Origin of the sequence: Flavobacterium pisciphilum (genome assembly GCF_020905345.1) — a bacterium.
GTDB lineage: Bacteria > Bacteroidota > Bacteroidia > Flavobacteriales > Flavobacteriaceae > Flavobacterium > Flavobacterium pisciphilum.
In genome coordinates this window covers 1,903,459-1,915,412 of the sequence record NZ_JAJJMO010000001.1, presented here as the reverse complement: position 1 = coordinate 1,915,412, position 11,954 = coordinate 1,903,459, and the positions used below count along the sequence as shown (strand labels likewise).

General features: G+C 40.6%; 6 protein-coding genes, 9 tRNA genes and 3 rRNA genes. 7 read left to right on the top strand and 11 right to left on the bottom strand.

Annotated features, from left to right (window positions below; genetic code table 11):
• Positions 1-53: 53 nt before the first annotated feature.
• The 8 genes from LNQ49_RS07755 to LNQ49_RS07720 form a co-directional block, all read right to left on the bottom strand.
• Entirely contained in the window at positions 54-554 is a 501-nt protein-coding gene (locus tag LNQ49_RS07755) for a tetratricopeptide repeat protein (protein ID WP_229988084.1), read from the bottom strand.
• A gap of 209 nt (positions 555-763) precedes the next feature.
• Positions 764-836: transfer RNA gene (locus tag LNQ49_RS07750), tRNA-Lys, on the bottom strand.
• Positions 837-877: 41 nt separating this feature from the next.
• Positions 878-950, bottom strand: a tRNA-Lys gene (locus LNQ49_RS07745).
• A 42-nt stretch (positions 951-992) separates the two neighbouring features.
• A tRNA-Lys gene (locus LNQ49_RS07740) sits at positions 993-1,065 on the bottom strand.
• A gap of 41 nt (positions 1,066-1,106) precedes the next feature.
• Positions 1,107-1,179 (bottom strand) — tRNA-Lys (locus LNQ49_RS07735).
• A 40-nt stretch (positions 1,180-1,219) separates the two neighbouring features.
• Positions 1,220-1,302: transfer RNA gene (locus tag LNQ49_RS07730), tRNA-Leu, on the bottom strand.
• 39 nt (positions 1,303-1,341) lie between these two features.
• A tRNA-Lys gene (locus LNQ49_RS07725) sits at positions 1,342-1,414 on the bottom strand.
• Between the two features lie 40 nt (positions 1,415-1,454).
• A tRNA-Lys gene (locus tag LNQ49_RS07720) sits at positions 1,455-1,527 on the bottom strand.
• A 127-nt stretch (positions 1,528-1,654) separates the two neighbouring features.
• Here LNQ49_RS07720 and LNQ49_RS07715 point away from each other — a divergent pair.
• Positions 1,655-2,173 (top strand): shikimate kinase, encoded by a 519-nt coding sequence (locus LNQ49_RS07715; RefSeq protein WP_229988083.1) that lies wholly within the window; start codon positions 1,655-1,657, stop codon positions 2,171-2,173.
• Here LNQ49_RS07715 and LNQ49_RS07710 read toward each other — a convergent pair.
• Together LNQ49_RS07710 and LNQ49_RS07705 are read right to left on the bottom strand one after the other, a co-directional pair.
• Positions 2,165-2,665 (bottom strand): phosphoribosyltransferase family protein, encoded by a 501-nt coding sequence (locus LNQ49_RS07710; RefSeq protein ID WP_229988082.1) that lies wholly within the window; start codon positions 2,663-2,665, stop codon positions 2,165-2,167. The two genes, LNQ49_RS07715 and LNQ49_RS07710, sit on opposite strands and share 9 nt — an antisense overlap.
• Positions 2,666-2,717: 52 nt before the next feature.
• The gene (locus tag LNQ49_RS07705) at positions 2,718-3,107 is read right to left on the bottom strand and encodes an RNA-binding S4 domain-containing protein (protein ID WP_229988081.1); all 390 of its coding nucleotides are present in this window, start codon (positions 3,105-3,107) and stop codon (positions 2,718-2,720) included.
• A gap of 78 nt (positions 3,108-3,185) precedes the next feature.
• Between LNQ49_RS07705 and bamM the strand changes: the two genes are divergently transcribed.
• The 6 genes from bamM (at position 3,186) to rrf (ending at position 10,335) form a co-directional block, all read left to right on the top strand.
• Positions 3,186-4,304 (top strand): BamM family beta-barrel-assembly machinery protein, encoded by a 1,119-nt coding sequence (gene bamM, locus LNQ49_RS07700; protein ID WP_229988080.1) that lies wholly within the window; start codon positions 3,186-3,188, stop codon positions 4,302-4,304.
• A gap of 868 nt (positions 4,305-5,172) precedes the next feature.
• Positions 5,173-6,686: ribosomal RNA gene (locus tag LNQ49_RS07695) — 16S ribosomal RNA — on the top strand.
• Positions 6,687-6,809: 123 nt separating this feature from the next.
• A tRNA-Ile gene (locus LNQ49_RS07690) sits at positions 6,810-6,883 on the top strand.
• A 108-nt stretch (positions 6,884-6,991) separates the two neighbouring features.
• Positions 6,992-7,065, top strand: a tRNA-Ala gene (locus LNQ49_RS07685).
• Between the two features lie 130 nt (positions 7,066-7,195).
• Positions 7,196-10,079 (top strand): 23S ribosomal RNA (locus tag LNQ49_RS07680).
• 146 nt (positions 10,080-10,225) lie between these two features.
• Positions 10,226-10,335, top strand: a 5S ribosomal RNA gene (rrf, locus tag LNQ49_RS07675).
• Together the 16S, 23S and 5S rRNA genes with 2 tRNA genes alongside form the textbook arrangement of a ribosomal RNA operon.
• A 663-nt stretch (positions 10,336-10,998) precedes the next feature.
• Here rrf and LNQ49_RS07670 read toward each other — a convergent pair.
• Positions 10,999-11,952, bottom strand: a complete 954-nt coding sequence (locus tag LNQ49_RS07670) for a transketolase family protein (protein ID WP_229988079.1) — start codon at positions 11,950-11,952, stop codon at positions 10,999-11,001.
• Positions 11,953-11,954 lie beyond the last annotated feature (2 nt).

Genomic DNA, 11,954 nt, shown 5'->3' with positions numbered 1-11,954 from the left:
GCACCCAACTCTTGCTTTGTGAAAAGAAAGGTTGGGTGCTTTTTTTATGATTTTTATTTACAGAAAGTAGCTTTGTTTTTGCTAGCGCTTTGACTACCTAATTCTATTGCTTTAGTGAAATCTTTACAGGCGTTTTTCTTGTCTTGAACTTGAGTGTAACAAGTACCTCTTAGGTTATAGGCAATATAGTCTTTAGGATTTAATGCAATTGATGAAGTACAATCCTTAATAGCCGCTTGAAAGTCTTTTAATTTGTAATTTACATTTGCTCTTCCAGTGAAGGCATCAGCGTTCATTGGGTCTAATTCAATTGTTTTGTTAAAGTCGGCAAGAGCTCCTTTAGTGTCATTTAGCTTTAGTTTGGCAACACCTCTGTTTTGGTAGGCTTCGGTAAAGTTTGCTTTTAATTTAATGGCTTTGGTGTAATCTGCTATAGCACCTTTGGTGTTTCCGTTTTCAGCTTTTCTTAGGGCTTGATCAAAATAATCAGATCCAGATTGGCTCCAGCTAACGCTTGTTGCTAAGAATAATAGAATAAGTAATGATTGTTTCATATAAAAATTAATTAGTAGGTTTAGATTGTTTAACGGGTTTTGGGATTGTTTATTATAGCTAAAAAATGAAATATTAGCATTGGAGCTTTATTTTTGGCTATTTGCTGAAACTGTGATTATAATGGGGTTTGTTTCTATAAGATGGTTAGACTTTTATTTCTGTATGGCTCAAAAAAAAAGGTCAAGTAAATTAATTACTTGACCTTTTGTGACCCGACTGGGGCTCGAACCCAGGACCCCATCATTAAAAGTGATGTGCTCTACCAACTGAGCTATCGAGTCATTGTTGTCAATGAAGTATTTTTATTTTGTCACAAAATTTGTGACCCGACTGGGGCTCGAACCCAGGACCCCATCATTAAAAGTGATGTGCTCTACCAACTGAGCTATCGAGTCATTGTTATTAATGTAATCTTTTTTGTTTTGCCACAAAATTTGTGACCCGACTGGGGCTCGAACCCAGGACCCCATCATTAAAAGTGATGTGCTCTACCAACTGAGCTATCGAGTCATTGTTGTTAATGTAATCTTTTTGTTTTGCCACAAAATTTGTGACCCGACTGGGGCTCGAACCCAGGACCCCATCATTAAAAGTGATGTGCTCTACCAACTGAGCTATCGAGTCATTAATTATCAATGAAATATTATGTTTGATCACAAATTTGTGACCACGGTGGGATTTGAACCCACACGCCCTTACGAGCACCACCCCCTCAAGATGGCAAGTCTACCGTTTCTCCACGTGGCCAAAAAAAAAGGTCAAGTAAGTGAATACTCGACCTTCTTGTGACCCGACTGGGGCTCGAACCCAGGACCCCATCATTAAAAGTGATGTGCTCTACCAACTGAGCTATCGAGTCTTGCTATCAAAGAAAGTATTTTGTTTAATCACAAATTTTGTGACCCGACTGGGGCTCGAACCCAGGACCCCATCATTAAAAGTGATGTGCTCTACCAACTGAGCTATCGAGTCATATTCTTTCCTTGAATGCGGGTGCAAATATAAGGAGTTATTTTCGAAGTTTCCAAGCATTTTTGTTATAAATTTGTCTTTTTTTTGGAAAAAAATCCAATGTCTTAGTTTATAAGGTTTTATTAGTATGAAAAAAATTGTGTTATTGGGGTATATGGGTTGCGGTAAGTCAACAATTGCCCAAAATTTATCAAAAATTACAGAAATTCCATTTTTAGATTTGGATCAATGCATCGAAAATAAGGTTAATTTAACCATAAATGAGATTTTCGATAAGCATGGAGAGATATATTTTAGGAAATTAGAGCATGAAACATTCTTAGAATTGCTTCAATCGCCTGAAAAAATCATTATAGGTTTAGGAGGGGGGACACCTTGTTATGCTAATAATCATGAATTATTGAATAATGAAGGTGTGATTTCTATTTATTTAAAAGCATCTATTGATACATTATATGGACGCTTACTTTATAATAAGAGTAAACGCCCACTTATTGCTGATAAAAATGAGGAAGAGATGAGAGAGTTTATAGCTACACATCTTTTTGAGAGAAGTTACTATTACAATCAAGCCAAGTATAAGGTGAGTGTTGACGAGAAGACAATAGACGAAACGGTTTCTGATATTCTTGAGCTTTTAGCTTAAGAAGGCGTAATTGTTGTTGTTTTCATCAAATACAACTTGTACGTGTTCTAATAATGATGTTGAAAGAGATATTCCTTTAAAGTCTGCTTTTACGGGATATTTCTTGTGGTTTCTGTCTACAAGGACAGCAGTTTTGAATTTTTTTAGAGGTACATCAAGAAAATGACGAACAGCATATATTAAAGTTGTACCAGAGTTTAATACATCATCTACAAGAACCAATCCTTTGTTTGCGTATTGATCTTTGGTTAGGGACGTATTTATTGGAGATTCTGGTTTCTGTTTGTTTATCTGTACTTCGCAAAGAGATACTTTAATAGAAGAAATAGATTCTAATGCTGTTGCTAGTTTTTCGGCAAAGATATATCCGTTAGCAGCTATGCCGGCAATTACGATTTCATCATCCTCTACAAAGGTCTCGTATATTTGATAAGCGATTCGTTTAATTTTATGTTCGATTTCTTGATTTGTTAAGATGATGTTCTTGCTCATTATAGTTTTTTTTTAAAATAATAAAAGTTGTGTTGATCTAATTTGAATCTTATTAAGATTCGTCTTCGTCATCAGGGATGTCATTTCCAAATTCATCAATGTCCCTGCGATCTTTTTTAGTTGGTCTACCAGTGCCGTTTTTTCGGTAATGTTCTTTGGAAAGTTTTAGTAGTTCCAAATGAGCATATGCCTCAGCTGGAGTTTCGTTCTTTCTGTATATATCGACAAGTTTTGCGCCAACTCTATTTTCTGGGATGTCGAGGACGGTTATGATTTGAGTGATTTGATCTTTTCGAAATGTAATTTTATCAGTTGGAAAAACTTCTTTTGAAGGTTTTGCAACTTGGCCATTCACTGTGACATGGTTTTTTTTGCATGCCTCAGTAACCAAATTTCGAGTCTTGTAATAGCGCACGCACCATAAGTATTTATCTATTCTCATAAATTTTCAAAAATCGGAGTTAAATTCTTTACAAAAATAAATCAATATTGTATCTTGCGCACCTAAAAATCAACAATAATGAACAAAATTAAATTTTATTTTATTTTAACAATTACAACTCTCTCTTTATTTTCTTGTTCGAAAAGCGATTCTGCGTCTGTAGAGCCTTTAAGGGATTATAAAGAGCAGTATAATACAGATATTGCTGATATTGAAGATTATTTAAAAAATAATTTTATAACGATTACTAATAAACCAGGTGAAGCTGAGGATCAAAATGTGAAAATTGAGAAAATTACAGATGCAGCTAACCAGAAATCGATAATGTCGTATTTGGATAGTCCTACATTTCCAACTTTAAAATCTAAGATTGTAGATTTGCATGGTATTGAGTATAAATTGTATTTTATGGTGTTGCGTGAAGGAGTAGGAGAGTCGCCAATTAATGTTGATGGAGTTTTAACGTCATATAATGGGACTTATCTAACTAGAAAAGCTGCAACAACAACAGATCCTTCTGTTATTACGGCTACTCAATTTGAAGAAGTAGTATTTCCACAGAATTTTTTAAATTTGTTTCAAACAATTAAGGGTTGGGGGGAGACTTTTCCAAACTTTAAGGTTGGTACGGCTGTAGGTGGAGGAAATGGTTCAATAAAATACAATGATTTTGGAGCTGGTGTTATGTTCTTGCCTTCGGGGTTAGCATACTATGCTGGAGGTGGAGGTTCAATACCTTCTTATGCGCCTTTAGTTTTTAGTTTTAAACTATATGCATTACAGCGTTTGGATCATGATGGAGATGGAGTTTTCTCATATCAAGAAGATATTAATAAAGATGGGTATGTGCGTGATATGCGTAATACGACAGAGTATCCAAAACAATTAGCTAATCCAGATGATACAGATGGAGATGGAGTTCCTGATTTCTTAGATGTTGATGACGATGGAGATGGTTATAGTACTAAATTGGAAATTACAAAGCCTGTTGGTAGTCCAGGGGCAAGTAAGTATTATCCGTATGATCCTATTTTGATAGATAATCCTCTTACTCCAGTTGATGAAAGAGAGCCTCATGGGATTCCACAGTATGCTGAAACTGGTGAGCCAGATTATACTTCGCCAGGAAGACTTAGAATACATGTTGATAAAGCACATCATACAGCTAAGCCTGTTGTTCCTGCAAAGAAACCATAGGTTTGAATGTTTAGATAAATAAAAGCGGCTACTATATATTATAGTAGCCGCTTTTTTTATGGAGCAATATATAGGAGTCGCTTTTTTTATGATACTATATATAGGAGCGTGTTTTTGCTATATATAATAGGAGAGAAGAGGCAAAAAGAAGTAAGCAGTACAATTTTCGGGAGCTTTAACCTGCTATTCGCTTCAATCTTTCCCTTTTTAAAGGAAAAAGAGAAAGGATTTGCGCTGCTATCAGGGCTAGGGGAGCAAAACAGAAACAACCAAACCTTCGAAACCCCAGCAAAACCAAAGACAATCTAAACACCATAGAGGAAAACCCCCACAAAACACAAAAACAAAGAGTTTGTAAAGTTGGTGTTATCAGATGGTTAAGACTTAAAGCTAAAATAAACTAAAAATAGTGATTGAAAAGTATTGTTTATCTAGATAAAGGTGGTAGTTTTGCACCCGCAACAAACAAAAACGTTCATCTGAAATACTGACAAGAGACTTTAATCAAACGGAAAATTTTTCCTGAAAAAAGATTAAAAAAAGCTTGTGAGTTTGGAAAACGAAAGTTACATTTGCACCCCGCAAAACACGGAGTTCTTTGAAATACTGCTAAGATTTACGAATGATTTTTAAGAGAAAAATTTCTTAAAAAAAACTTCAAAAAAGTCTTGCCAGTTAAAAACAAGTTCACTACTTTTGCACCCGCTTTGAGAAACAAGCGACACAAATAAAAAGAACACGTTCCTAGACATATTGAATTGACAGCCGTTTCGAAAGAGATTTCGAAACACAGAATAAAGAGTAATAGAATCGCAAGATTTGAATATAACCGATAGAATCATTAGTCGCAATATAATATAAAAAATATACGATGAAGAGTTTGATCCTGGCTCAGGATGAACGCTAGCGGCAGGCTTAACACATGCAAGTCGAGGGGTATGCTTCTTCGGAAGCAGAGACCGGCGCACGGGTGCGTAACGCGTATGCAATCTACCTTTTACAGAGGGATAGCCCAGAGAAATTTGGATTAATACCTCATAGCATAGCAACTTCGCATGAAGTCACTATTAAAGTCACAACGGTAAAAGATGAGCATGCGTCCCATTAGCTAGTTGGTAAGGTAACGGCTTACCAAGGCTACGATGGGTAGGGGTCCTGAGAGGGAGATCCCCCACACTGGTACTGAGACACGGACCAGACTCCTACGGGAGGCAGCAGTGAGGAATATTGGACAATGGGCGCAAGCCTGATCCAGCCATGCCGCGTGCAGGATGACGGTCCTATGGATTGTAAACTGCTTTTATACAGGAAGAAACCCTGGTTCGTGAACCAGCTTGACGGTACTGTAAGAATAAGGATCGGCTAACTCCGTGCCAGCAGCCGCGGTAATACGGAGGATCCAAGCGTTATCCGGAATCATTGGGTTTAAAGGGTCCGTAGGCGGTTTAGTAAGTCAGTGGTGAAAGCCCATCGCTCAACGGTGGAACGGCCATTGATACTGCTAAACTTGAATTATTAGGAAGTAACTAGAATATGTAGTGTAGCGGTGAAATGCTTAGAGATTACATGGAATACCAATTGCGAAGGCAGGTTACTACTAATTGATTGACGCTGATGGACGAAAGCGTGGGTAGCGAACAGGATTAGATACCCTGGTAGTCCACGCCGTAAACGATGGATACTAGCTGTTGGGAGCAATCTCAGTGGCTAAGCGAAAGTGATAAGTATCCCACCTGGGGAGTACGTTCGCAAGAATGAAACTCAAAGGAATTGACGGGGGCCCGCACAAGCGGTGGAGCATGTGGTTTAATTCGATGATACGCGAGGAACCTTACCAAGGCTTAAATGTAGTTTGACCGATTTGGAAACAGATTTTTCGCAAGACAAATTACAAGGTGCTGCATGGTTGTCGTCAGCTCGTGCCGTGAGGTGTCAGGTTAAGTCCTATAACGAGCGCAACCCCTGTTGTTAGTTGCCAGCGAGTCATGTCGGGAACTCTAACAAGACTGCCAGTGCAAACTGTGAGGAAGGTGGGGATGACGTCAAATCATCACGGCCCTTACGCCTTGGGCTACACACGTGCTACAATGGCCGGTACAGAGAGCAGCCACTGGGCGACCAGGAGCGAATCTATAAAACCGGTCACAGTTCGGATCGGAGTCTGCAACTCGACTCCGTGAAGCTGGAATCGCTAGTAATCGGATATCAGCCATGATCCGGTGAATACGTTCCCGGGCCTTGTACACACCGCCCGTCAAGCCATGGAAGCTGGGGGTGCCTGAAGTCGGTGACCGCAAGGAGCTGCCTAGGGTAAAACTGGTAACTAGGGCTAAGTCGTAACAAGGTAGCCGTACCGGAAGGTGCGGCTGGAACACCTCCTTTCTAGAGCCTTAGTGTTAGCATTTATGCACGCTAGGGAAAGAAGACGAAATGTCTATTTGTTACATCTCTAAAGATTATATTACTCTGCTGTTAGTTCAAATAATACAATTTAAGTAAAAACAGAGTCTCGTAGCTCAGCTGGTTAGAGTACTACACTGATAATGTAGGGGTCGGCAGTTCGAGTCTGCCCGGGACTACTATTTTAAACTTAAAAAAAAGGAAATTCTAGAAGTTGGAATTCACCAAAAGAAATTGAATCTGAAATAGGGTTTAAAATCTGAATTCAAAATTCTAAAATTGAAATTGGGGGATTAGCTCAGCTGGCTAGAGCGCCTGCCTTGCACGCAGGAGGTCAACGGTTCGACTCCGTTATTCTCCACTATTCCGAAAGGAAAAAAGTTCATTGACATATTGAGATAAGAAAATAATAAAAAGTAGAAAGCATTTTTTATTGACGGTAGTAATACTGTAAATAAAGAAAACGGTCTTAATTAATTTTAAGGCTGGTACAATAAGCAAAATAAGGGCGTATGGGGGATGCCTTGGCTCTCAGAGGCGATGAAAGGCGTGATAAGCTGCGAAAAGTTACGGGGATCGGCACACACGAATTGATCCGTAAATACCTGAATGGGGCAACCCACTATGTTGAAGACATAGTACACCGATAGGTGGGCAAACCCGCTGAACTGAAACATCTAAGTAGGCGGAGGAGAAGAAAACAAAAGTGATTCCGTAAGTAGTGGCGAGCGAACGCGGATTAGCCCAAACCAATGTTGTTACGGCAATGTTGGGGTTGTAGGACCACGACATTTCTTGCACAAAGAATTAGAATCTACTGGAAAGTAGAACCATAGAGGGTGATAGTCCCGTATAGGTAATGAGTGTAAAGGATAGTGGTATCCTGAGTAGGGCGGGGCACGTGAAACCCTGTCTGAATTTGGCGGGACCATCCGCTAAGGCTAAATACTCCTGAGAGACCGATAGTGAACCAGTACCGTGAGGGAAAGGTGAAAAGAACCGTGAATAACGGAGTGAAATAGATCCTGAAACCATACGCTTACAAGCGGTCGGAGCCCTTTCGTGGGGTGACGGCGTGCCTTTTGCATAATGAGCCTACGAGTTAACGTTGCTGGCAAGGATAAGTGGTTAAGCCACGGATCCGTAGCGAAAGCGAGTCTGAATAGGGCGCTTTAGTCAGTAGTGTTAGACGCGAAACCGTGTGATCTACCCATGGGCAGGTTGAAGCTGTGGTAACACACAGTGGAGGACCGAACCGGTTGACGTTGAAAAGTCTTCGGATGACCTGTGGGTAGGGGTGAAAGGCCAATCAAACTCGGAAATAGCTCGTACTCCCCGAAATGCATTTAGGTGCAGCGCTGAATTTAAAGTTATATAGAGGTAGAGCTACTGATTGGATGCGGGGGCTTCACCGCCTACCAATTCCTGACAAACTCCGAATGCTATATAATGTTTCTCAGCAGTGAGGGCTTGGGTGCTAAGGTCCAAGTCCGAGAGGGAAAGAACCCAGACCATCAGCTAAGGTCCCCAAATATATGTTAAGTTGAAAGAACGAGGTTTGTCTGCCCAGACAGCTAGGATGTTGGCTTGGAAGCAGCCATTCATTTAAAGAGTGCGTAACAGCTCACTAGTCGAGCGGACGAGCATGGATAATAATCGGGCATAAACATATTACCGAAGCTATGGATTTTGACTTAGGTCAAAGTGGTAGGGGAGCATTCTAACAGGGTTGAAGGTGTATCGTAAGGTATGCTGGACTGGTTAGAAAAGAAAATGTAGGCATAAGTAACGATAATGCGGGCGAGAAACCCGCACACCGAAAGACTAAGGTTTCCACAGCTATGCTAATCAGCTGTGGGTTAGTCGGGACCTAAGGCGAACCCGAAAGGGACAGTCGATGGACCACGGGTTAATATTCCCGTACTACTTATTACTGTGATGGGGTGACGGAGTGATGAAAGCGCCGCGAACTGACGGAATAGTTCGTTGAAGTACCTACCTATAAGCTGTGCAGGCAAATCCACACGGCTTGGGGAAATACGATAGTACTCGGAGACTTCGGTCAAAGAGATAGTGCGCCTAAGGGCTTCCAAGAAAAACCTCTAAACTTCAGGTAATAAGTACCCGTACCGCAAACCGACACAGGTAGTCGAGGAGAGAATCCTAAGGTGCTCGAGAGATTCATGGCTAAGGAATTAGGCAAAATAGACCTGTAACTTCGGGAGAAAGGTCGCCAGCAGCAATGCTGGCCGCAGTGAAGAGGTCCAGGCGACTGTTTATCAAAAACACAGGGCTCTGCAAAATCGTAAGATGAAGTATAGGGCCTGACACCTGCCCGGTGCTGGAAGGTTAAGAGGAGATGTTATCTTCGGAGAAGCATTGAATTGAAGCCCCAGTAAACGGCGGCCGTAACTATAACGGTCCTAAGGTAGCGAAATTCCTTGTCGGGTAAGTTCCGACCTGCACGAATGGTGTAACGATCTGGACACTGTCTCAGCCATGAGCTCGGTGAAATTGTAGTAGCGGTGAAGATGCCGCTTACCCGCAGTGGGACGAAAAGACCCTGTGCACCTTTACTATAGCTTAGTATTGACCTTGGATAAATGATGTGTAGGATAGGTTGGAGACTGTGAAGTGGCGTCGCTAGGCGTTGTGGAGTCATTGTTGAAATACAACCCTTTGTTTATCTGAGGCCTAACCCCGCGTTGCGGGGGACATTGCTTGGTGGGTAGTTTGACTGGGGTGGTCGCCTCCAAAAGAGTAACGGAGGCTTCTAAAGGTTCCCTCAGTACGCTTGGTAACCGTGCGTAGAGTGCAATGGCATAAGGGAGCTTGACTGAGAGACATACAGGTCGATCAGGTACGAAAGTAGAGCATAGTGATCCGGTGGTTCCGCATGGAAGGGCCATCGCTCAAAGGATAAAAGGTACGCCGGGGATAACAGGCTGATCTCCCCCAAGAGCTCATATCGACGGGGGGGTTTGGCACCTCGATGTCGGCTCGTCACATCCTGGGGCTGGAGAAGGTCCCAAGGGTTGGGCTGTTCGCCCATTAAAGTGGCACGCGAGCTGGGTTCAGAACGTCGTGAGACAGTTCGGTCTCTATCTACTGTGGGCGCAAGAAATTTGAGTGGATCTGATTCTAGTACGAGAGGACCGAATTGGACAAACCTCTAGTGTATCTGTTGTTCCGCCAGGAGCACCGCAGAGTAGCTACGTTTGGAAGGGATAAGCGCTGAAAGCATATAAGCGCGAAACCCACCACAAGATGAGATTTCTTTTAAGGATCGTGGGAGATGACCACGTTGATAGGCTATAGATGTAAAGGCAGTAATGTCATAGTCGAGTAGTACTAATAATCCGTAAGCTTATGTACGCTTTTCCCCACACTTCGGTGTGGGGGAGAAACTTTCTAAAAGTATTTATGTTTCTTTATCTCAGTATGTTAAGATATTGTTTGATTGGTTGTTATCCTAGATGATAACAAACGATTGAAAAGTTGTCCAAAGCAACTAACGACCTTAAGGTGGTTATTGCGGCGGGGCTCACCTCTTCCCATCCCGAACAGAGTAGTTAAGCCCGCCTGCGCAGATGGTACTGCAGTTATGTGGGAGAGTATGTCGTCGCCTTTCTTTAGAATCCTCATCATGAATTTGATGGGGATTTTTTTTGTTTTAAACTTTTTTTAGGGAAGGGACAGAGGTTCTTTTAAGGCTCTGAGGTACTGAGGCTCTAAGGTGCTAAGTTTTATAAGCATAGTGACAAAGTTCTCTCCCCAAACTTGTCATTCCGACGAAGGAGGAATCGCATTTTTAAAAAGTGACAAAGGTTCTTTTAAGGCTCTGAGCTACCGAGGCTCTAAGGAGCTAAGTTTTAAGCATAGTGACAAAGTTCTCTCCCTAAACTTGTTCTTCCGACGAAGGAGGAATCACATAAAGAAGCTAACACAAAGTATGTTAATTTTAAAGACGCAAAGGTTCAGAGCTGCAAAGCTGCAAAGGAATCTGGATTGTAGGGCTACTTTATGCGCAAACTTGTCATTCCGACGGAGGAAGAATCACATAAAGAAGCTAACACAAAGTATGATAAAGTTTCTTCTGTTCTTATTATATGATTTTGCGAAATAAGAGCTTTGTAAAGAGTATTTCTGTCTTTGTAAGCAACTATTCAAAAATAAAATAATATGTCTTGTAAGTAGTTTTAATTAATTACTGTTCATTTAATATATAGGCATAAAAAAACCTGCTCGATTGAGCAGGTTTTTAGTTTTATGTATAAAAATGTATAAAAGAAAATTATTTTCTTTTGATAACTCTTTCTACAGCTTCAACAATAGCTTGATTGTTTAATTTGTATTTTTCCATTAATTGCTCAGGAGTACCTGATTCTCCAAAACTATCATTAACAGCTACAAATTCTTGTGGTGCTGGATTGTTTAAAGCTAATACTCTAGAAACGCTTTCTCCAAGACCTCCAAGTATGTTGTGCTCTTCTGCAGTAACAATACATTTTGTTTTTGCTAAAGATTTTAATATTGCTTCTTCATCAAGAGGTTTGATTGTGTGAATATTGATTACTTCAGCAGAGATTCCTTTTGCTTCTAATGCTTCTGCAGCAATAAGAGCTTCCCAAACTAAATGCCCAGTAGCAACAATCGTTACATTAGTACCTTCATTTAATAAAATTGCTTTTCCGATTACGAAAGGCTCGTCAGCAGGAGTAAAGTTTGGTACAACTGGACGTCCAAAACGTAAATATGCAGGACCATGGTGATCTGCTAAAGCAAGTGTTGCAGCTTTAGTTTGATTGTAATCACAAGTATTGATAACAGTCATTCCTGGCAACATTTTCATTAAACCAATATCTTCTAAGATTTGGTGTGTTGCACCGTCTTCTCCTAGTGTTAAACCAGCGTGAGAGGCGCATATTTTTACATTTTTATCTGAATAAGCTACAGATTGACGGATTTGGTCGTAAACTCTTCCTGTAGAAAAGTTAGCGAAAGTTCCTGTAAATGGAATTTTACCCCCGATAGTTAAACCTGCTGCAATTCCAATCATGTTTGCTTCTGCAATTCCGATTTGGAAAAAACGCTCTGGGTGATTTTTCTTGAAGTCATCAAATTTTAATGAACCAATTAAATCAGCACATAATGCAACAACATTCTCGTTTTTTTGACCTAATTCAGTCATTCCCGCTCCAAAACCTGAACGAGTATCTTTACTTCCTGTATTTGTGTATTTTTTCATTT